Source organism: Kitasatospora sp. NBC_01300, assembly GCF_041435235.1.
Taxonomy (GTDB): Bacteria; Actinomycetota; Actinomycetes; order Streptomycetales; family Streptomycetaceae; genus Kitasatospora.
On record NZ_CP108408.1, the window covers coordinates 6,875,213 to 6,894,112 of the forward strand.

The following is an 18,900-nucleotide window of genomic DNA, read 5'->3' on the forward strand; positions in this document are numbered from 1 at the left end:
CGCGCCGTTCCGCCGGTGGGCGCACCGGGCTGCGCCCACCGAACGGCGCAGCCCGTCTCCCGCTACGCGGGCGCGCCCTCCGCCAGCTCGCCGTCGGCCAGCCGCAGCCACCGCTGTACGCCGATCCCGTGCAGGAACCGCTCGTCGTGGCTGACCACCACGAAGGCCCCCCGGTAGGAGTTCAGCGCGCTCTCCAGCTGGGCCGCGCCCGCCAGGTCGAGGTTGTTGGTGGGCTCGTCCAACAGCAGCAGGTGCGGGGCCGGCTCCGCACAGAGCACGCAGGCCAGGGTGGCGCGCAGCCGCTCGCCGCCGGAGAGCACCCCGACGGGCAGGTGGGCGCGGGCGCCGCGGAAGAGGAAGCGGGCGAGCAGGTTCATCCGCTCGGCCTCGGGCCGCTGCGGGGCGTACGCGGCGAAGTTCTCGGCCACCGTGCGCTCCGGGTCCAGCAGGTCGAGGCGCTGCGAGAGGTAGGCGGTGCGCCCTTCGGCGCGCCGCACGTCGCCTCCCTCGGGGGTGAGGTCCCCGCTGAGCAGGCGCAGCAGGGTGCTCTTGCCCGCGCCGTTGGGGCCGGTCAGCGCGATGCGCTCGGGGCCGCGCACCGTCAGGTCGACGCCCCGGCCGGTGAACACCTCCCGGTCGCCGAGCCGCACGCGCAGCCGCTCGCCGAGGAAGAGGGTGCGCCCGGCGGGCACGGTGGTGTCGGGCAGGTCCAGCGAGAGGCGCTGCTCCTCGCGCAGCGCGCGCCCGGCCTCGTCCAGCCGGGCCTTCGCCTCACCGACCCGCTCGGCGTGCATCTGGCCGGCCCGCCCGGCGGATTCCTGGGCGCCGCGCTTCATGGTGCCGGCGAAGATGCGGGGCAGGCCGGCGCTCTTCAGGTTGCGGGCGGCGTTGCCCTGGCGGCGTTCGGCGCGTTCGCGGGCCTGCTGCATCTCCCGCTTCTCGCGGCGCAGTTCCTGTTCGGCGTTGCGCACGTTCTTCTCGGCGGTCTCCTGCTCGGCCCGTACGGCTTCCTCGTACGCGGTGAAGTTGCCGCCGTGGAAGCGCAGTTCGCCGCGGTCGAGTTCGGCGATCCGCTCCATCCGGTCGAGCAGGGCGCGGTCGTGGCTGACCAGGAGCAGGCCGCCGCGGAAGTCGTCCAGGGCGTCGTGGAGGCGGTGGCGGGCGTCGGCGTCGAGGTTGTTGGTGGGCTCGTCGAGCAGCAGCACGTCGGGGCGCCTGAGCAGTTGGGCGGCCAGGCCGAGGGAGACGATCTGGCCGCCGCTGAGGGTGCCCAGGCGCCGGTCCAGCGCCAGGTGGGCCAGGCCCAGGCGTTCCAGCTGGGCGCGGGTGCGTTCCTCGATGTCCCAGTCGTCGCCGATGACGGCGAAGTGCCGCTCGTCGACGTCCCCGGACTCCACGGCGTCGATGGCCCGGACGATCGCGGCGACGCCCAGCACCTCGGCGGCGGTGAGGTCGCCGCTCAGGGGGAGGGTCTGCGGGAGGTGGCCGAGGGTGCCGGTGACGGTGACGGATCCGCCGGCGGGCCGCAGCGTCCCGGCGAGGAGCCGCAGCAGCGTGCTCTTGCCGGTGCCGTTGGGCGCGACGAGGCCGGTGCGGCCGGCACCGAGGGAGAAGGACAGGTCCTGGAAGACGGGGGTGTCGTCGGGCCAGGAGAAGGACAGGTTCGAGCAGACGACGAGAGCGCCGGACATGGAGGTGGCCTCACAGAGGAGCAGGGCGCGGCGCAGCAGACAGCCGGCGCCCGGGGGCAGACGGATGGGAGAAGGGCACGACGACGGGGCCACGCCGACGGTGCTCGTACGCACCGGTCGGTGGCCTACCGGGTCCGGGACTCACCCGGAGATGTCGTCGTCCACCACCACGTCTGGTCTCCTCGGCATACGGACGGTCGAAGTCCGCGCCAGTGTAGCCACCGGCGGCCAGGCACGCACGGCATTTATCCGACGTCGGCCACCCCTTGCGGTGACCGCCGCCCGCTCCGCCCTCCCGCGTCCTGCGCTCGGTCATCCCCTGCCTGCACGGCTCGGTGACCCTCCCGGCCACCCCCGGGCCGGAACCGGCCGCACTGCTCCGGCGCGAACCGGGCCGGCTCGACGAGCGCATCGACTGTCTCACCCGCAACCGCGACGCGATCCGCGACTACCTGGAACCCCGGCCCTGAAGCGGCGGCGGCGAGGGCTCGGCGGGTGAGCGGAACGGCCGGCTTCGGCCGGTCGTGCGAGTTCGGCGACGTCCGGAACCGCGGGCCCGGACCGCTCACCGGTCCGGGCCCGCGCGCCGTCAGGAGCCGGCCGTGGCCGCTTCCAGGGTGGTCGCCATGATCGGGCTGGTGAACGTGTTCGTCGCGTCGCCCGAGGAGGGGTGGTAGGAGCCCCACTTGAGGTAGTTGCGGTCGCCGTCCCAGGTGGTGCCCGTGAAGGTGTCGGAGCCGGTGGTGAAGGTCTGCTTCGCGCCGTCGAACCAGAAGTCGATGGTGCCGTCGGTGCGGCCCAGACGGATCTTCAGCGCGTACGAGTGCCACGTGTTGTTGGCCGTCTGCGCGGTCCACAGGGAGTGCGCGACGTGGTCGGTGTCCCACTCCTGGAGGCGGACGCGCCCGTTGACGATGTCGATCTCGATCGGGTGGTTGGCCGTGTCGGTGCTCGGCGAGCACTTGAGCTGGAACACGTACCGGCTGTTGGTGTCCTTGATGTCCACCTTGGACGACCAGCCCAGGTAGAAGGTGTCGCCCTGCTTCAGGTCCGGGCTGAGCGTCTCGCAACGCTCCTCGCCGGCGGCCTGGAAGGCCCGCCACACGTTGCCCTTGGCGGAGTCCTTGACGACGCCGAAGTTGCCGGCCGCGCACTGGACGGCCTTGAACGAGGACGGGCCGGTGCTGGTGCTCGGCGTCCACAGGACCTTGCCCGCGTCGGCGGCGGAGGCCTGGCCGCCGCAGGTGAGCGCGAACGTGGCGAGGGCGGCGGCCGCGGCGGCGGCCTTGCGGCGGTGGATCGGAACGGACATGCCTCTCCCGGGGGGATGAGTGGCGCGGGGCGGGGGACGGGTGTACGCGGCGATTCGACCACCGCCCGGCCCGTCCGGCCAGACGGAACGGCCGACGGAAGATCCTTTTCGGACACTTCCGCCGGCCGTCGTGTCGACCTGAACCCGAACCCGGGGTCGTCCGTTACCGGCGAGGCTCCTCGGCGGAGCCCTCGTCGTACGAGGACGTGCCCTCGTCCAGCAGCGGCTCCTGCGTCTTGAGGTGCGCGGGGGCCAGCGCCCGCAGCGTGTGGTAGCCGGTGATGACGACCAGGGTGCCCAGCGCGATGCCGCTGAGGCTGAAGGTGTCGGTGAACTTCAGGGTGACGTTGCCGATGCCGATGATGATGCCCGCGGCGGCCGGCACCAGGTTCAGCGGGTTGCGCAGGTCCACCTTGGACTTGATCCAGATCTGCGCGCCGAGCAGGCCGATCATGCCGTACAGGATGACGGTGATGCCGCCGAGCACCCCGCCGGGGATCGCGGCGACGACGGCGCCGAACTTCGGGCAGACGCCGAACAGCAGCGCGAAGCCGGCGGCGGCCCAGTAGGCGGCGGTGGAGTAGACCCGGGTGGCGGCCATGACGCCGATGTTCTCGGAGTAGGTGGTGTTCGGCGGGCCGCCGAGCGCGGTGGAGAGCATGGAGCCGACGCCGTCGGCGGAGATCGCGACGCCGAGCTTGTCGTCCAGCGTCTGCCCGGTCATCTCGCCCACGGCCTTGACGTGCCCGGCGTTCTCCGCGACGAGCGCGATCACCACGGGCAGGGCGACCAGGATCGCGGACCACTGGAAGGAGGGGCCGTGGAAGTCGGGCAGGCCGATCCAGTCCGCCTTGCCGACGCCCGACAGGTCCAGGCGCCAGTGGTCGGTGAGGTGGCCGCCTGCGTCCACCGAGTGGATCCTGCCGAAGACCTGGTCGAACAGCCAGGAGATCCCGTACCCGAAGAGCAGCCCGAGGAAGATCGCCACGCGCGACCAGAAGCCGCGCAGGCACACCACGGCCAGACCGGTGAACAGCATCACCAGCAGCGCCGTCCACTGGTCCTGCGGCCAGTAGGTCGACGCGGTGACGGGGGCGAGGTTGAAGCCGATCAGCATGACGACCGCGCCGGTCACGATCGGCGGCATCGCCGCGTGGATGATCCGTGCCCCGAACCGCTGGACCGCGAGGCCCACCAGGAACAGCGCCGCGCCCACCACGAACACCGCACCGGTCACGGTCGCGCTGGTGCCGCCCTGCGCCCGGATCACCGCGGCCACGCCCACGAAGGACAGCGAGCAGCCGAGGTAGCTGGGCACCCGGCCGCGGGTGGCCAGCAGGAAGATGATCGTCGAGACGCCGGACATCATGATCGCCAGGTTGGGGTTGAGCCCCATCAGCACGGGCGCCACGAAGCTCGCGCCGAACATGGCCACCACGTGCTGGGCGCCGAGCCCTGCCGTGCGGGGCCAGGAGAGCCGTTCGTCGGGGCGGACGACCGCCCCCGGCGCGGGCGTACGCCCGTCACCGTGCAGCTTCCAGCGCACGCCGAGATCCATGGTGGGGGTTCGCTTTCTCTGTACTTCCGGTGAACTGTCCGCACCATTCTCCCGGTCACCGGGCCTCCCGCGCGCACCCGGCCCGGCCTTGACCTGCGCACTCACGCGGGCCGACGGCGGCGCGGCCGGCTCACAGCAGCTCGGCCCGGGCCGCCTGGATGCCCGCCTGGAACCTGGTCCGGGCCCCGAACCGGTCCATCAGCTCCCGCACCCAGCGCTGCACCGTCCGGGTGGACACCCCCAGCTGGCGGGCGATCGACTCGTCGGTGAGCCCCGCCGCGAGCAGCGGGAGCAGCTGGCGGTGCCGGTCCTCCGGACTCTCCTCCGGCAGGGCGGGCAGCCGCATCGCCTGCGCCCAGTACAGCTCGAACAGCCCGGCCAGCGCGTCCAGCAGGGTGGAGGGCCGGATCAGCAGCACGCTCTGCAGCTCGGTGCCCGCGCTGACCGGCAGCAGCGCCCAGCGGTCGTCCAACAGCGCCAGCTTCAGCGGCAGTTCGGTGTGCACCCGGGCCTGCTCCCCGGCCGTGGTGAAGGAGTGGATCTCCGCCAGGCGCTCCGGATCGCGCAGCACCTGGCTGTGGTACACCACCCTGGTCGTCACCCCCCTTGCCAGCAGGGCCAGTTCGGTCTGCGGATCGCTGCGCCGGATGTACGGGGGCCGGTCCAGGACCCGCAACTGTCGGCGTACCCCCTGTTGCAGGGTGCGCCACAGCTCGGCGACCGACCTGCGCCCGCAGATCACCTCGGCCGGCCCGTCGGAGCCGCTGCCGTCCCGGCCCTGCCGGTAGGCGCGCATCAGCTCGCCCATCCGCCCCCGGGCGCGCCGCAGTTCGACCTCGCGCCGCAGCAGCAGTTCCTCCACCGCCACGTCCGGCGGCACCGCCGCCCAGGCCCCGGCCGCGCAGGCCTCCACCAGCCCCTGCGCGGCCAGCGAGACCAGCGCCGCGAGCACGATCGAGGCCTGGAGGTTCATCTGGGTGGCCAGCCACTGCGGGTCGGCGGCCTGGACGCCGAGCAGCCGCAGGTAGAGCTGTTCCTCGACCGTGCCGAGGCCGAGTCCGGCGAGCATGCCCGTCCCCGACACTGCGCCCTCCTCGTCCTGCACCGCCAGTGGACGAGCCGACTGTGCGCCACTCGGTGCCCGAAATCAAGGGATTGATCGGCCGACATGTTCCCGCCATGTCGGGTTCCTGCCCACGCGGCTCCCTTCCCGGCCCGCCCGCGGCGCCCGCAAGCTGGGCGGCACCCCCTCAACCCCCAGTGAAGGAGCCCCCCATGGCCCTTTCCCGCACCGGCCGGCTCGTGCTCGCCGCCCTGCTGGCCCTCCCGGCCGCCGCGGCCGCGACCCCCGCCACCGCCGCCCCCGCCACCCACACCGCCGCGCACGGCTACGGCGCCGCACACCGCTTCGGCCACGGCGCCCGCTACGACGGCGGAGTCTGGGGCGGCTACGTCGCCCAGGGCAACGGCTTCCAGAGCGTCTCCGGCTCCTGGACGATGCCCGCCGTGCAGTGCAACACCACCAACGACCTGTTCGCCCCCTGGGTCGGCATCGACGGCTACGGCTCGCAGACCGTCGAGCAGACCGGCGTCCAGGCCGACTGCTCCAGCGGCTCCGCGGTCTACTCGGCCTGGTACGAGATGTACCCGGCCCCGCCGCAGTACTTCAGCGACCCGGTGGACGCCGGCGACAGCTTCACCGCCTCGGTGGTCAACAGCGGTGGTTCCAGCTACGCCCTGCAGATCACGGACAACACCAAGGGCTGGACCGAGACCACCACCCAGCAGCTCGACGGCCAGAACGTCAGCGCCGAGGCCGTGATCGAGTCCCCGAGCCAGAGCTACCCCTCCTTCAGCCGCCTGGACTTCTCCGGCGTCACGGTCAACGGCCAGGTCTTCGACGGCTACTCCCCGCAGGCCATCAACAGCGGCCCCTACACCGAGACCGCGCTCAGCAACGGCTCCTTCGCGATAGTCCCCGCCTGACCCGGCCGCCTGACCCGGCCGCCCGACCCATCGGCCTGACCCGTTCCGCCGGACCCGCCTCCGAGTTCGCCCCGGCCCCCGCCTTCCCGCGAGGGCCGGGGCCGGTTCGCGTCCCGTCGGGACTCATGTCCCAGTGAGACATTTCCGGGTGTACGGTGGCTCCCGTGACCACCGAGAAGGCCGAGCACAGCACCGAGGGGCGGCGTGACCGCAAGGCGCGCCGCACCCGCGAGTCACTGGCCGCCGCCGCCCTCCAGCTGGTGCTGGACCGCGGCCTGGCCGCCGTCTCCGTCGAGGACGTCACCGACCGGGCCGACGTCTCCCGACGCACCTTCAGCCGGTACTTCGCCTCCCGCGAGGACGCCGTGCTGGACTGCCTGCGCGCCGACTTCGGCCGGATCAACGCGGCACTGGCGGCCCGCGCCGCCGCCGAGACCCCGGTGGCCGCCTACCGCGCGGCGCTGCGGGTCTGGCTGGGCGACGAGCGGGACCCGGCCTGGCACCGGCGCCCCGGCGTGCGGGAACTGTTCGGCCTGATCGCCGCCGAGCCCTCGCTGACCGCCGCCTACCGGCGGATCTGCGTCGACGAGGAGGAGGCCTCCATCCGGATCGCCGCCGCCCGCCTCGGCCTGGACCCGGAGTACGACCTGCGCCCGGCCGTCGCCGTCGGCCTCGGCGTGGCGGCCCTCCAGGCCGCCTCCCGTGCCTGGGTCCGCCACCCCGTCGGCGCCGACGAACCGGATCTGCCCGACCTCGTGGAACGGGCCTTCGACCTGCTCGCCGCCGAACCGCCCCCCGACGGCCCGGCGGCCTGAACCACCGCGCCCCCCGGCGCACCCGCACGAAAGGACGTACGCCATGACCGGCACCGACCACCCCCAGGAGTTCACCGGCAAGGCCGCACTGGTCACCGGTGGTGCCTCCGGCATCGGCCTCGCCGTGGCCCGCCGCCTGGCGGCCGGCGGCGCGGCCGTCGCCGTCGCCGACTTCGACCTGGAGGGCGCCCGCAAGGCCGCCGCCGAACTGGAGGCCACCGGCGCCCGGGCCCTGGCGATCGGGACGGACGTCACCGACCCGGAGTCGGTGCGGGCCGCCGTCCAGGCCGCCGTGGACGGCCTCGGCGCCCTGCACCTGGCCGTCAACAACGCCGGCATCAGCGGCGCGAAGGCTCCCACCGGCGCGTACGAGCCCGAGCAGTGGCGCCGGGTCCTGGCCACCAACCTCGACGGCGTCTTCTACTCGCTGCGCTACGAGATACCCGCCATCCTGGCGGCCGGCGGCGGCGCCGTCGTCAACATGGCCTCGATCCTGGGCACCAACGGCTTCGCCGGTTCGCCCGCCTACGCCGCCGCCAAGCACGGCGTGGTGGGCCTGACCAAGACCGCCGCCCTGGAGTACGCCGCGCAGGGCGTGCGGATCAACGCCGTCGGCCCGGGCTTCATCGACACCCCGCTGCTGAGCGCGGCCGACGAGGAGGCGCGTCAGGCGCTGGTCGCCCTGCACCCGGCCGGCCGGCTCGGCCGCGCCGAGGAGGTCGCCGAACTGACCGCCTTCCTGCTCTCCGACCGGGCCTCCTTCATCCACGGCAGCTACCACCTGGTCGACGGCGGCTACGCGGCCCGCTGACCGGACCGTCACCGGCCCGTCCGGGAGCAGGCGCAGCGCAAGCGGGGGACAGACACGTCCGGGGGGCAGAGAGAGGGAGTCCGAAACCCATGAAGGCAGTCCAGTACCGCAGCGTCGGCGCCGCCCCCGAGGTGGTCACCGTCCCCGATCCGGAGCCCGGCCCCGGCCAGGTCCTGCTCAAGGTCACCGCGGCGGGGGTGTGCCACTCCGACATCGCCGTGATGAGCATGCCCGCCGAGCGGCTCTCCTTCCCCCTGCCGCTCACCCTCGGGCACGAGGGCGTCGGCACCGTGGCCGCGCTCGGCGCGGGCGTGACCGGCCTGACCGAGGGCGAACCGGTCGCCGTCTACGGGCCGTGGGGCTGCGGCAACTGCGCCAAGTGCGCGGAGGGCAAGGAGAACTACTGCCTGCGCGCCGCCGAACTGGGCATCCGCCCGCCCGGCCTGGGCGCCCCCGGGGCGATGGCCGAGTACATGGTGGTGGACAGCCCCCGGCACCTGGTGCCGCTCGGCGGCCTCGACCCGGTCAGGGCCGTGCCGCTCACGGACGCGGGCCTGACCCCGTACCACGCCATCAAGCGCTCGCTCGGCAAGCTGACGCCCGGCAGCACCGCCGTGGTGATCGGCACCGGCGGCCTGGGCCACGTCGCGATCCAGCTGCTGCGCGCGATGACCGCGGCCCGGGTGATCGCCCTGGACGTGACGGAGGAGAAGCTCGCGCTGGCCCGCAGCGTCGGCGCGCACGAGACGGTCCGCTCCGACGCCTCCGCGCCCGCCCGGGTGCGCGAACTCACCGGCGGCGTCGGCGCCCAGGTGGTGCTGGACTTCGTCGGCGCCCCGCCCACGACGGCCGCGGCCGGCGCGATGGCGGCGGTGGAGGGCGACGTGACGATCGTCGGCCTCGGCGGCGGCACCCTGGCCGTCGGCTTCGGCACCCTGCCGTACGAGGTCTCGGTGGCCTCCCCGTACTGGGGCACCCGCGCGGAGCTGATCGAGGTCCTCGACCTCGCCCGGGCCGGCGCGGTGGACGTGCACGTCGAGACCTACGGGATCGACGAGGCGCCGCTCGCCTACGAGCGCCTGCACAGCGGCCGGATCAACGGGCGCGCCGTCATCCTCCCCAACGGCTGACTCCTCGGGGCGCCCGGAGCGACGCGGCAGGTCGGTGACCGAAGCGGTGCCGCCGCGCGGGCCGGCCGCCCGGGTGGAATGCGCGGTCGGGGATCCACGGGGATCCACGGGGGTCTTCGGCGCACGCCGATGTCACGTTCTCCGGCGGTGCCCGGTCTACCTGTCGGGTGCGGTCGTGGCGTGCTGCGGCGACCGCCTCCGGTGAATCGGGTGCGGTGCGGGCGGGTGGGGCGAGCGGGTGGCCTGGTCCGGCCGCGCCGCACGGGAATCGTGAAGCGTAAGGAGCGCCGTCATGAAGGCCGTCATCGTGTGCACCTCCGTGTCCCACGGCAACACGAGGAGGATCGCCGACGTCATGGGCCAGGTCCTGGAGGCCCGGGTCGTCGACCCCGAACGGATCGGTGTCGAGGAACTCGCCGACTGTGACCTCGTGGGGTTCGGCTCGGGGATCTTCTCGATGAAGTTCCACCCGCAGCTGCGCCGGTTCGTCAGGTCGCTCCCGCAGGGGCGGGGGCCGCGCCGCCGGGCGTTCGTGTTCGCCACCAGCGGGCTGCCCGAGCCGCGGTTCCAGCCGTTCACCCGCCCCGTCGTGCGGGTCCTGGAGCAGAAGGGCTTCGAGGTGGGCGACACCTTCGCGTGCCGCGGGTTCGACACCTGGGCCCCGTTCAAGCTCGTCGGCGGTATCAACAAGACCCGGCCCGACGCCGACGACCTGACGGCGGCGCGCGCGTTCGCCGAAGGGCTGCGGGCCCGGACCGGCACGGCGTCCTGAGCGGTCGGGCCGGGGCCGCGGTGCTGCCCCGCCGCAAGGGACGGCGGGGCAGCGGAGTGCCGCGGTCAGGCAGTCAGTGCTATCAGAGCTGTCAGGGCGGTCGGGACCGTCAGAACTGGACGTCGGTGCAGGAGTAGAAGGCGTTGCCGGTGTCGGCGACGTCCCAGACCGCCACCACCACCTGGTGCCCGGTACGACCGCTGGGGAGGGTCGCGGTGTGGGTGGTGGTGGCGGCGGGCTGGCGGCCGTTGTAGGGGACGGTCAGGAAGGGGGTGAGCTCCAGGCTGGCCCGGGTGATCGGCTGGCTCGCGTCATAGCCGGGCTTGGTGAGGAAGTACCTGAAGTTCGTGGTGGAGTGCCGGGCCTCGATGTACCAGGTGAAGGTGAGCTGCTGGCCCGCCGTCACCCGGGTGGTCGGCCAGGTGCCGTTGCGCGGGTTGTCCAGCGGGGCCCAACGGGCGTCCCCGCCGGCGCAGATGGTGCCGTCGGCCGGGCCCCGGCCGGGGAAGCCCTTCGGGCCCTCGACACTCTGCGGTTCCCACTGGATGTCGCCGCAGTCCCACGGCACTCCGCCCGCTCCGCAGAGCGCGGACCGGCTGGGCGGCAGGTTGATGTAGCCGTGCGACTGGGCGGGCAGGGCCAGTACGAGCGGGAGCGCGATCGCGGCCGCGGCCGCGCCGGCGAGATGACGTTTGCGCATGGTGCTCCTCCGTGGGGGTGGATGGAGTGTGCGCCCGACGTAGGGCGCGCGCGTGGGGGCGCGGCCGAAGATCATGGCATGCCTGCGTCAGGTCGGTGCTGACACCGTAGAAGCCCCCGCCCGGGCCGTCAATGGTCTGAACCATTGCCGGTTCATTGCCGAGTCATTGCCGGGCCCCGCGCCCCGCGCCCGCAGGTCAGGGAATCAGGACGATCTTGCCGCTGACGGTCCCGGACTCCGCCAGTCGCAGGGCCTCGGCCGCCTGGGCGAGCGGGAGTCGGGCGGCGATCCGGGCGGTGACGTCACCGCGGGCGACGGCGGCGAACACCTGGGCGAGGTCGGACCGGAGGCGGGCGCGGAAGCGGTCCCGGCCGAGGGCGCGGCCGGCCCAGATGTTGTAGAAGTGGGCGCGGCGGCCGTTGGGCAGGGTGTTCCAGAGCCAGGTGCGGGCGAGGATCTTCAGCACGGGCCACTGCTTGGAGCCGGTGTCGTCGCGGGTGGAGGCGCTGCCGTAGGCGACGAGCGTGCCGCCGGGGGCGAGCAGGCGCCAGGAGTCGATCACGCTGCGCCCGCCGACGTGGTCGAACACGGCGTCCACCCCGCCGGGCGCCAGCTCCCGGACCCGGGCCGCCACGTCCTCGGTGCGGTAGTCGACCGGGGTCACGCCGAGCTCCCGCAGGGCGTCGTGGTGCCGCGCGGACGCGGTGCCGATCACCTGCACGCCGGCCGCGCGCGCCAGCTGGACCAGGACGGAGCCCACCCCGCCGGAGGCGCCGTGCACCAGGATCCGCTGCCCGGCGCGCACCCGCGCCTGGCGGTGCAGCAGCTGCCAGGCCGTGATGCCGTTGACCACCACGGTCTCCGCCTCGGCCGCGGTGAGGCCGTCCGGGACGGGCACGGCGTCGGCGGCGTCGACGGTCACGTGGCTGGCCCACCCGCCGACCTTCGTCAGCGCGGCCACCCGCTGCCCGGCCAGCCCCGGGTCGACGCCCTCGCCGGTGGCCAGCACCCGGCCGACCAGGTCGTAGCCGGGGACGAACGGGAACGGCGGCTGGTCGTAGTACCGGCCGCGGCGCATCTGCTGCTCGGCGAACGAGACGCCGCTCGCCTCCATGGCGATCAGGACCTGTCCCCGGCCGGCCCGCGGTACGGCTCCGTGCCGGATCTCCAGGCCCTCCGGCGCCACGACGCCCGGCAGTACGACCTGGACGAGGCGTTCGGTGTCCATGACGCCCTCCTTCTCGATAGACGTTGTTTCCTTCGTTAGAAGTTATAACTCCAGGCGTCGGTGAGAGTCAAGAGGGGGAGTGATAGCCTCTAACGAGATGGTGATGTCGTCGTCGTGAGGTCTGGAGGCGGCCATGGGCGCGTCGGATGTGAGGACTCCCCGGGAGCGCTACCGCGCCCAGGTGCAGGAGGAGATCAAGGAGCGGGCCTGGGAGCAGATCGCCACCGCCGGGGCCTCCGCACTGTCCCTCAACGCCATCGCCAAGCGGATGGGCATGAGCGGCCCGGCCCTCTACCGGTACTTCGCCAGTCGCGACGAGCTGATCACCGAACTCGTCCGGGACGCCTACCGGAGCCTCGCCGACGCCTTCCGGGCCCGCGCCGCCGCGGGTACCGACGTGGCCGGGCTGGCGCAGGCCCTGCGCGGGTGGGCCCTGGACGACCCCCAGCGGTACCTGCTCGTCTACGGCACCCCCGTGCCCGGCTACCGGGCGCCCGAGGACACCACCCGGATCTCCGTCGAGATCATGGCCGTCCTGCTCGATGCCTGCGCCGCCGAGCGGTCGCCCGTCGAGCAGGCGCCGGCGGAGCAGTCACCGGCCGTGCCGCCGTCCCCGTTCGACGCCCACCTGGCCGAACACCGGGCCTGGGCCGGGGAGCACCCGGCCCCGCCGGCGGTCCTCCGCCGGGCCCTCTCCGTCTGGACCCGGCTGCACGGCGTGCTCTCCCTCGAACTCGCCGGCCACTTCACCGGCATGGGGTTCGACCCCGCCGAGCTCTACGCCGCCGAGCTCCGCTCGCTCACCGGCCGCTGACGGCGCGGCGCGGGCCCGGGTCCGCGGACGGAAAGGGCCCCGGGCGGCCGTGTGGCGCCCGGGGCCCGTCGCGTCGGAGGTCAGGCGTCGGAGTAGCTGAGGTCACCCACCGTCCAACTGCTCACGTCCTCGATGGCGATCCGGTACATGCCGCCGGTGTGGGGCAGTCCGAAGTCGCCCTGGAGGATCCGCGCCCGGTGCAGGTGCAGGTGCTTCGGCCGTGCGGGCACGTCGGCGGAGGGCGGGGAGAAGAGGGCGGCGAACGGCTTCAAGTGCTGTGAGGTGTGCAGGACTTCCGACACCCGCTCGAACCAGAGGGCCATCGGTGCGAGCCGGCCGGTGATGACCGCTCCGGGGACGACCACGGTCAAGGACATCTGGTTGCTGTGCTCGGACTCCACCATGGCGGCGATGTCAACGAGGAGCTCATCAGAGTTCGACATGCACCCAGACTATTGCGCCGCCGCCGGCTTCGGTGGCCTCGTGCACGGTTCGGCGCAGGCCGGGCGCGTGACCGTGCGCGCGGCCTGTCCTACGGCCTACGCACGGTCCGGCGTCCTGGGGAAGATCTTGTGGATCGTTCCGGGGCCCGGGCCCTGGTGTCCCGGGGGGGAGCCCCGGGTCAGAGCTTCCACATCTCGGCGTACGGAGGGGTGAGTCGCTCCTGGCGGGAGCCGAAGTCGACGAGGACCGCGATGTCGCTGCCGTCCTCGACGTCGACGACCCGGCCGAGGCCGTGCTTGTCGTGGGTGACCCGGTCGCCCACGGCGAACCGCTTGCGGGGCACCTCGGCCGGGGCTTTGAAGGGACTGGTGGGCAGGTGGCGCCGGACTGCCGGTGATTTCGTCATCCCGATCAGTATGCTCCGAAAAACCGGGGAGCGGACCCTTCCGGAGGGCCGGAACCCCGCCGGGTGACAGGGCACGACCAGTCGGCCCCGGCTCGGCGGACCCGCCCGGCCCGGAAAAATTCTCCGCCCGACCGGGCCCCGCCGCCGGTGCCCCAACTGCCCTGGCGGCACCACCCGTTGCCGACCCCGTCGGCGGGTGGGCCGCGCCCGTGGAGGAGGGCCGGGAAAGACCGGCTGCGGAATATCCTCCGCGACGAGCCCGGGCCTGCTACAGTCGATTTAGTTGCAGTAGTGGTTCCCATGAACTTTGTGTGCGCCTGCTGATGTATTGCAGGCGCATTTTTTGTTTTCCGGCTCTTTCCCCGGCGGGTGCTCATCGCGGCGACTCGGCGTCCGCACGGTGCGGACTTCGTACAGTCTCTCGAAGGAGATTTTTTAATGGCTACTGGTACCGTGAAGTGGTTCAACGCGGAAAAGGGCTTCGGCTTCATCGAGCAGGAGGACGGCGGCGCTGACGTCTTCGCCCACTACTCGAACATCAACGCCCAGGGCTTCCGTGAGCTGCTCGAGGGCCAGAAGGTCGAGTTCGACGTCACGCAGGGCCAGAAGGGCCCGCAGGCCGAGAACATTCGCCCGCTGTAGTTCTCTGCCACGGCACTCGCCTGGTAGCGAGGGGCCCGCACCGTGCGCTACGCCCGGTGCGGGCCCCTCGGCCGTTCCACCCCCCATCGCCTCCGGCCGTCCTGGCCGCCAGGCCGCCCCGGCCGTACCGGGCCCCGTGGATCCGCCTTCGGCCGTCGTCCGCCGTCCCGCGCGGGCCGTGTCGCGCCGACCGCGCACACCGACGCCCGCCCACCGGTGGCTGCACCGTCCATGCCTCGCCCGGCCGCATCGTCCGCGCCCCGCCCGGCACATCTCCGGCCCGTTTCTTGTGATCTCCGCGCGCCCGTGCAGCGGAGCCTTCCTCGCGACGTGCCGTCCTGAGGAAGGTTCCGTATGAACCGCTCGAACCGCCCGTCGCACCGCAGTCCGCACCGCCGGACCGGAGCCCCGAACCGGGCCCAGGGCCGCTCCTCCCAGCAGGAGTTCGAACTCCCGGTCAGCACCACCCCCGCCCTGCCCGCCGTCGAGTCGTTCGACGAACTGGACATGCCCGCGGCCCTGTTGAAGACGCTGACCCGCCAGGGCGTCACCTCGCCGTTCCCGATCCAGGCCACCACGCTGCCGAACTCGCTGGCCGGCCGCGACGTGCTCGGCCGGGGCCGTACCGGCTCCGGCAAGACCATCGCCTTCGGCCTCGCGGTGCTGGCCCGCACCGCCGCCCGTGCCGCCGGCCGCAGGGCCGAGCCGGGCAGCCCGCTGGCCCTGGTGCTGGTGCCCACCCGCGAGCTCGCGCAGCAGGTCACCGAGGCGCTCACCCCCTACGCGCACTCCGTGCGGCTGCGGATGGCGACCGTGGTCGGCGGGATGTCGATCGGCCGCCAGTCCCAGGTGCTGCACCGGGGCGCCGAGGTCGTCGTCGCCACCCCCGGTCGGCTCAAGGACCTGATCGAGCGCGGCCACTGCCGACTGGACGACGTCGGCATCGCGGTCCTGGACGAGGCCGACCAGATGGCCGACCTCGGCTTCCTGCCGCAGGTCACCGAGCTGCTCGACCAGGTCTCCGCCGACTGCCAGACGCTGCTCTTCTCCGCGACCCTGGACCGCAACGTCGACCGCCTGGTGCGCCGCTTCCTCAAGGACCCGGTCACCCACTCGGTGGATCCGTCGGCCGGAGCGGTCACCACCATGGAGCACCACGTGCTGCATGTGCAGAACCACGACAAGAACACCCTGATCGTCCGCATCGCCGCCCGGGACGGCGGGGTGATCATGTTCACCGACACCCGGGACCGCGCCGACGCGCTGGTCGAGGACCTGCTCGCCAACGGGGTGAAGGCCGCGGCCCTGCACGGCGGCAAGTCCCAGCCCCAGCGCACCCGGACCCTGGAGCAGTTCCGCACCGGCCACGTCACGGCGCTGATCGCCACCAACGTCGCCGCCCGGGGCATCCACGTCGACGGCCTCGACCTGGTCGTCAACCTGGACCCGCCGGTCGACCACAAGGACTACCTCCACCGGGGCGGGCGCACCGCCCGGGCCGGCGAGTCCGGCACCGTCGTCACCCTCGTCCTGCCCAGCCAGCGCCGCCAGATGGCCCGGCTGGCGGCCACCGCCGGGATCGCCCCCACGGCCACCCGCGTCCACTCCGACGACGACGAACTCGCCCGCCTCACCGGCGCCCGCGTCCCGACCGGCATCCCCGTGACGATCCCCGACCCGGTCGTCGAGCGTCCCCGCCGCTCCGCCCGGGGTGCCGTCGGTGGCGGGCGCCGCCGCCCTGCCGGCGCTGCCGCCGCCCGTCATCCGCGCGCCGTGAGGTCCGCCGCGCGGTCCTGACCCGGTTCGTGCGGGCCCGGTGCGAACCGGCCCGGTACGACGGCCCCGTGCTCCCCGCCCCGACCGGGCGGTGGAGCGCGGGGCCGCTCGTGTTCAGGCCCGGGGCGGGCCGCCTTCCGGGGCGAGGAGGAAGTCGAGGACCGGCCGGGCCTGGTCCCCGAGCAGGTGGCCGACCTCGGGGAGGAAGGTGACCGAGACCCGGGGGGCGGCCCGCTGGAGCCGGCGGCGGGTGTCGTGGGAGTCGATGAGCCGGTCGCGGCCACCGATGGTGACCTGCACCGGCATCTCCAGGCCCGCCAGGTCGTCGTCGGTGACGACCGGGAGCTTCTCCCGCCGCGGCCGGAAGTGCTGGTGGATGAGCAGGACGTACTCGCCGAAGGCGCGTTGCCCGGTCGTGGGCGGGGCGGTGGTGGGGGCGGGGCCCAGGGCCAGCCCCAGCATCGTGCGCCGCCCCCACTCCCCGAACGGCAGCAGGAACAGCGCGGCGACCAGGACGCCCCACTTCTGGCGGCCGATCCCGCTGGGGCAGCGCAGCGCCAGCCGGTCCACCCGCTGCGGGCGGCGGATGGCGTAGTCGAGGGCGAGCAGCCCGCCCAGCGACGTCCCCACGAAGGCCGCGCGCTCGACGCGCAGCGCGTCCAGCACGTCGTCTAGCCACAGCGCGTGCGCGTCGGAGTGCAGTTCGGGGCGCACGGGGGCGCTCAGGCCGGGCTCGCCGATCACGTCGACGGCGTGGACGCGGAAGTGCCGGGCCCACAGGGCCACGTCGTCCGCCCACATCGCCGTGTTCGCCCCGGAGCCGTGCAGCAGGACCAGGGGCGGCGCGTCCTCGGGGCCGCAGGTCAGGACGAAGGTCGAACCCTGGCGGGTGGGGACGTGCAGCCGTTCGGCGGGCACGGGCCAGCGGTCCAGGAGGGCGGTGTACTCCTGGGCGAGGACGCGGGCGCCCGCGTCGGAGGTGTAGATGGTCATGCCGTACTCCAGTTCGCTCGATAGGTTGGTATCTATCCTTAAACCACCGCGAGGGGTGAAGTAAAGGTAATTTTAGGGAGTGATGGGGAGCGGATCACCTCGGGCGGAAACGACTCCGGCCCGGCCGCCGTGGGGGCGACCGGGCCGGGAGGCGGGAATGCTCAGGAGCGTTTGGGCGGCAGCACGGCCAGGGCGAGGAGGAGTACCAGGACGCCGCCGCAGGCGTTCCAGAAGCCGTTCTCCAGATCGCCGATCCCGAGCGAGAGCGGCTTCACCTCCCGTCCCTTCTGGTACACCCAGAGCACGCCGGTGACCACCGCGACCACGGCGGCCAGGAGCAGGCCCGGGCGCGAGCGCACCAGCAGCGCCAGCACCGCGATCGCCGCGGCGACGGCCAGGAGCAGGAACATCGACATACCGGTCGACGTGGTGCGGGTGGGTGACATGCCCCGGAACAGGTCGGCGACCGGTACGGACCTGGGATCGCTCTTGGCGTACCAGGGCTGGAACGAACTGAGCACCAGCCCTGCCGCGCCGGCCAGGGCCAACAAGCTTGCTACGACGGTTCGCATGGGACGGGACCCCCACTTTCCTCTTGGTCGTGTTCCTCATGGCCGGCCGATCGTCGGCACGATCGGCGCCCCCGCCTGGAGCATGCCATGGACGACCGGCCGGTCGGTGCCCAACGGCCGGATCGACGCCACGAGTTAGGCGACGGCCGGGTGTGGCACGCGGAGCCCGTGGAATGCCCGGGGAGGCCGTCGGGAGGTTGCCGGGAGCCCGTCGGGAGACCGTCGGGAGGTCAGAAGATCGAGCAGCCGGAGAGGGTGGTCAGGGCGTCCAGGGCGGTGACCGCGGCCACCGAGTTGCCGGCCTGGTCCAGCCGGGGGCCCCAGGCGCAGACCGCGGCCCGCCCGGGGAGTATGGCGAGGACGCCGCCGCCCACGCCGCTCTTGCCCGGCAGCCCGACCCGGAAGGCGAACTCGCCCGCCGCGTCGTAGGTGCCGCAGGTGAGCAGGACGGCGTTGACGCGCTTGGCCTCGCTGCGCGACATCAGTCGGGTGCCGTCGGTGCGCACCCCGTAGCGGGCCAGGAAGGAGCCGGCCAGGACCAGGTCCCGGCAGCTGGCGGACACCGCGCAGTGCGCGTAGTAGTGGTCGAGGACGGTCTCGACCGGGTTCTCCAGATTGCCGTGGCTGGCGATGAAGTGGGCCAGGGCGGCGTTGCGGTGGCCGTGCTCGGCCTCGGACGCGGCCACGACCGGATCGGTGTCGAGCAGCGGGTTGCCGGACTCCCGGCGGAGGAACTCGCGGACCGCCCCGGCGGCGTCGCCCGTCATGGTCTGCAGGCGGTCGGTCACCACGAGCGCGCCGGCGTTGATGAACGGGTTGCGCGGGATGCCGTGCTCGCTCTCCAGCTGCACCAGCGAGTTGAAGGGGTTGCCGGACGGCTCCCGCCCCACCCCGCGCCAGACCGTGTCCCCGCCGTGGGCCAGGGCCAGTGCCAGGGTGAACAGCTTCGAGACGCTCTGGACGGAGAACGGCTGCTCCCAGTCCCCGACCCCGTACAGCTCGCCGTCGACGGTGGCCACCGCCATGCCGAAGGCGTCCGGGTCGACCGTGGCGAGGGCCGGGATGTAGTCGGCGACATGCCCCTGGTCGCCGGTCGCCCGCGCGGCCGCCGCCGCGGCATCCAGCAGCAGCCGGTAGTCGAGGTTCTCTCCGGCGGGCATACCGTTCAACGCTGTTCCTCCATGAGCGCGATCAGGACCACGACCTGGTCCGATACAGGATTATCCGTGCTCCGGGACGTGCGGATGAGC

The 18,900-nt window shown here is 73.3% G+C and carries 20 protein-coding genes; 9 read left to right on the forward strand and 11 right to left on the reverse strand.

Going from position 1 to position 18,900, the window contains the following annotated elements; genetic code table 11:
- Positions 1 to 62 precede the first annotated feature (62 nt).
- Positions 63 to 1,691, reverse strand: coding sequence for a ribosomal protection-like ABC-F family protein (abc-f, locus tag OG556_RS29950; RefSeq protein WP_371521597.1), 1,629 nt, complete (start codon positions 1,689 to 1,691; stop codon positions 63 to 65).
- 335 nt (positions 1,692 to 2,026) lie between these two features.
- Here abc-f and OG556_RS29955 point away from each other — a divergent pair, with 335 nt between their 5' ends.
- Positions 2,027 to 2,161, forward strand: a complete 135-nt coding sequence (locus OG556_RS29955) for a hypothetical protein (protein WP_371521599.1) — start codon at positions 2,027 to 2,029, stop codon at positions 2,159 to 2,161.
- A 119-nt stretch (positions 2,162 to 2,280) separates the two neighbouring features.
- Here OG556_RS29955 and OG556_RS29960 read toward each other — a convergent pair whose 3' ends face one another.
- The 3 genes from OG556_RS29960 to OG556_RS29970 all read right to left on the reverse strand — a co-directional run bounded on the left by OG556_RS29960 (position 2,281) and on the right by OG556_RS29970 (position 5,645).
- Positions 2,281 to 3,003, reverse strand: a complete 723-nt coding sequence (locus OG556_RS29960) for a heparin lyase I family protein (protein WP_371521601.1) — start codon at positions 3,001 to 3,003, stop codon at positions 2,281 to 2,283.
- Positions 3,004 to 3,166: 163 nt separating this feature from the next.
- The gene (locus tag OG556_RS29965) at positions 3,167 to 4,561 is read right to left on the reverse strand and encodes a uracil-xanthine permease family protein (protein ID WP_371521603.1); all 1,395 of its coding nucleotides are present in this window, start codon (positions 4,559 to 4,561) and stop codon (positions 3,167 to 3,169) included.
- Between the two features lie 130 nt (positions 4,562 to 4,691).
- Positions 4,692 to 5,645: a LuxR C-terminal-related transcriptional regulator gene (locus tag OG556_RS29970; RefSeq protein ID WP_371521605.1), complete on the reverse strand. Its 954-nt coding sequence runs from the start codon at positions 5,643 to 5,645 to the stop codon at positions 4,692 to 4,694.
- A gap of 191 nt (positions 5,646 to 5,836) precedes the next feature.
- Here OG556_RS29970 and OG556_RS29975 point away from each other — a divergent pair, with 191 nt between their 5' ends.
- The 5 genes from OG556_RS29975 (at position 5,837) to OG556_RS29995 (ending at position 10,075) form a co-directional block, all read left to right on the forward strand.
- The gene (locus tag OG556_RS29975) at positions 5,837 to 6,547 is read left to right on the forward strand and encodes a G1 family glutamic endopeptidase (protein ID WP_371521607.1); all 711 of its coding nucleotides are present in this window, start codon (positions 5,837 to 5,839) and stop codon (positions 6,545 to 6,547) included.
- A gap of 164 nt (positions 6,548 to 6,711) precedes the next feature.
- Positions 6,712 to 7,362: a TetR family transcriptional regulator gene (locus OG556_RS29980; protein ID WP_371521609.1), complete on the forward strand. Its 651-nt coding sequence runs from the start codon at positions 6,712 to 6,714 to the stop codon at positions 7,360 to 7,362.
- A 43-nt stretch (positions 7,363 to 7,405) separates the two neighbouring features.
- Positions 7,406 to 8,173, forward strand: coding sequence for an SDR family NAD(P)-dependent oxidoreductase (locus tag OG556_RS29985; RefSeq protein ID WP_371521611.1), 768 nt, complete (start codon positions 7,406 to 7,408; stop codon positions 8,171 to 8,173).
- Positions 8,174 to 8,262: 89 nt separating this feature from the next.
- Positions 8,263 to 9,303 (forward strand): NAD(P)-dependent alcohol dehydrogenase, encoded by a 1,041-nt coding sequence (locus OG556_RS29990; protein WP_371521613.1) that lies wholly within the window; start codon positions 8,263 to 8,265, stop codon positions 9,301 to 9,303.
- A gap of 292 nt (positions 9,304 to 9,595) precedes the next feature.
- Entirely contained in the window at positions 9,596 to 10,075 is a 480-nt protein-coding gene (locus tag OG556_RS29995; protein WP_371521615.1) for a flavodoxin family protein, read from the forward strand.
- A 109-nt stretch (positions 10,076 to 10,184) separates the two neighbouring features.
- Here OG556_RS29995 and OG556_RS30000 read toward each other — a convergent pair whose 3' ends face one another.
- A complete protein-coding gene (locus tag OG556_RS30000; RefSeq protein ID WP_371521617.1) occupies positions 10,185 to 10,775 on the reverse strand; it encodes a lytic polysaccharide monooxygenase in 591 nt (196 codons plus the stop codon).
- A 196-nt stretch (positions 10,776 to 10,971) separates the two neighbouring features.
- On the reverse strand, positions 10,972 to 12,003 hold the full coding sequence (locus OG556_RS30005; protein WP_371521619.1) for a medium chain dehydrogenase/reductase family protein: 1,032 nt from the start codon (positions 12,001 to 12,003) through the stop codon (positions 10,972 to 10,974).
- Positions 12,004 to 12,136: 133 nt separating this feature from the next.
- Here OG556_RS30005 and OG556_RS30010 point away from each other — a divergent pair, with 133 nt between their 5' ends.
- Positions 12,137 to 12,817, forward strand: a complete 681-nt coding sequence (locus OG556_RS30010) for a TetR/AcrR family transcriptional regulator (RefSeq protein ID WP_371521621.1) — start codon at positions 12,137 to 12,139, stop codon at positions 12,815 to 12,817.
- An 80-nt stretch (positions 12,818 to 12,897) separates the two neighbouring features.
- On the opposite strand, the gene OG556_RS30015 is transcribed toward OG556_RS30010, so the two are convergent.
- Together OG556_RS30015 and OG556_RS30020 are read right to left on the reverse strand one after the other, a co-directional pair.
- Positions 12,898 to 13,260, reverse strand: coding sequence for a hypothetical protein (locus OG556_RS30015; RefSeq protein WP_371521623.1), 363 nt, complete (start codon positions 13,258 to 13,260; stop codon positions 12,898 to 12,900).
- 179 nt (positions 13,261 to 13,439) lie between these two features.
- Complete coding sequence (locus tag OG556_RS30020; protein WP_371521625.1) at positions 13,440 to 13,667, reverse strand: hypothetical protein; 228 nt, start codon at positions 13,665 to 13,667, stop codon at positions 13,440 to 13,442.
- Positions 13,668 to 14,105: 438 nt separating this feature from the next.
- Between OG556_RS30020 and OG556_RS30025 the strand changes: the two genes are divergently transcribed.
- Together OG556_RS30025 and OG556_RS30030 are read left to right on the forward strand one after the other, a co-directional pair.
- Entirely contained in the window at positions 14,106 to 14,309 is a 204-nt protein-coding gene (locus OG556_RS30025; protein ID WP_063350360.1) for a cold-shock protein, read from the forward strand.
- A gap of 354 nt (positions 14,310 to 14,663) precedes the next feature.
- Positions 14,664 to 16,106, forward strand: a complete 1,443-nt coding sequence (locus tag OG556_RS30030; RefSeq protein ID WP_371521626.1) for a DEAD/DEAH box helicase — start codon at positions 14,664 to 14,666, stop codon at positions 16,104 to 16,106.
- Positions 16,107 to 16,199: 93 nt separating this feature from the next.
- Here OG556_RS30030 and OG556_RS30035 read toward each other — a convergent pair whose 3' ends face one another.
- The 3 genes from OG556_RS30035 to OG556_RS30045 all read right to left on the reverse strand — a co-directional run bounded on the left by OG556_RS30035 (position 16,200) and on the right by OG556_RS30045 (position 18,810).
- Entirely contained in the window at positions 16,200 to 17,078 is an 879-nt protein-coding gene (locus tag OG556_RS30035) for an alpha/beta fold hydrolase (RefSeq protein ID WP_371521627.1), read from the reverse strand.
- A 161-nt stretch (positions 17,079 to 17,239) separates the two neighbouring features.
- Positions 17,240 to 17,650 carry a hypothetical protein gene (locus OG556_RS30040; RefSeq protein WP_363585821.1) on the reverse strand — a complete coding sequence of 137 codons (411 nt, stop codon included), beginning with the start codon at positions 17,648 to 17,650 and terminating at the stop codon, positions 17,240 to 17,242.
- Between the two features lie 230 nt (positions 17,651 to 17,880).
- Positions 17,881 to 18,810, reverse strand: a complete 930-nt coding sequence (locus OG556_RS30045; RefSeq protein WP_350884044.1) for a glutaminase — start codon at positions 18,808 to 18,810, stop codon at positions 17,881 to 17,883.
- Positions 18,811 to 18,900: the final 90 nt, after the last annotated feature.

What these genes read in the sequence shown, in the direction of transcription:
- abc-f (WP_371521597.1), bottom strand. Translation starts at nt 1,691, where the DNA reads ATGTCCGGCGCTCTCGTCGTCTGCTCGAACCTGTCCTTCTCCTGGCCC.
- OG556_RS29960 (WP_371521601.1), bottom strand. Translation starts at nt 3,003, where the DNA reads ATGTCCGTTCCGATCCACCGCCGCAAGGCCGCCGCCGCGGCCGCCGCC.
- OG556_RS29965 (WP_371521603.1), bottom strand. Translation starts at nt 4,561, where the DNA reads ATGGATCTCGGCGTGCGCTGGAAGCTGCACGGTGACGGGCGTACGCCC.
- OG556_RS29975 (WP_371521607.1), top strand. Translation starts at nt 5,837, where the DNA reads ATGGCCCTTTCCCGCACCGGCCGGCTCGTGCTCGCCGCCCTGCTGGCC.
- OG556_RS29985 (WP_371521611.1), top strand. Translation starts at nt 7,406, where the DNA reads ATGACCGGCACCGACCACCCCCAGGAGTTCACCGGCAAGGCCGCACTG.
- OG556_RS29990 (WP_371521613.1), top strand. Translation starts at nt 8,263, where the DNA reads ATGAAGGCAGTCCAGTACCGCAGCGTCGGCGCCGCCCCCGAGGTGGTC.
- OG556_RS29995 (WP_371521615.1), top strand. Translation starts at nt 9,596, where the DNA reads ATGAAGGCCGTCATCGTGTGCACCTCCGTGTCCCACGGCAACACGAGG.
- OG556_RS30000 (WP_371521617.1), bottom strand. Translation starts at nt 10,775, where the DNA reads ATGCGCAAACGTCATCTCGCCGGCGCGGCCGCGGCCGCGATCGCGCTC.
- OG556_RS30005 (WP_371521619.1), bottom strand. Translation starts at nt 12,003, where the DNA reads ATGGACACCGAACGCCTCGTCCAGGTCGTACTGCCGGGCGTCGTGGCG.
- OG556_RS30010 (WP_371521621.1), top strand. Translation starts at nt 12,137, where the DNA reads ATGGGCGCGTCGGATGTGAGGACTCCCCGGGAGCGCTACCGCGCCCAG.
- OG556_RS30015 (WP_371521623.1), bottom strand. Translation starts at nt 13,260, where the DNA reads ATGTCGAACTCTGATGAGCTCCTCGTTGACATCGCCGCCATGGTGGAG.
- OG556_RS30020 (WP_371521625.1), bottom strand. Translation starts at nt 13,667, where the DNA reads ATGACGAAATCACCGGCAGTCCGGCGCCACCTGCCCACCAGTCCCTTC.
- OG556_RS30025 (WP_063350360.1), top strand. Translation starts at nt 14,106, where the DNA reads ATGGCTACTGGTACCGTGAAGTGGTTCAACGCGGAAAAGGGCTTCGGC.
- OG556_RS30030 (WP_371521626.1), top strand. Translation starts at nt 14,664, where the DNA reads ATGAACCGCTCGAACCGCCCGTCGCACCGCAGTCCGCACCGCCGGACC.
- OG556_RS30035 (WP_371521627.1), bottom strand. Translation starts at nt 17,078, where the DNA reads ATGACCATCTACACCTCCGACGCGGGCGCCCGCGTCCTCGCCCAGGAG.
- OG556_RS30040 (WP_363585821.1), bottom strand. Translation starts at nt 17,650, where the DNA reads ATGCGAACCGTCGTAGCAAGCTTGTTGGCCCTGGCCGGCGCGGCAGGG.
- OG556_RS30045 (WP_350884044.1), bottom strand. Translation starts at nt 18,810, where the DNA reads ATGCCCGCCGGAGAGAACCTCGACTACCGGCTGCTGCTGGATGCCGCG.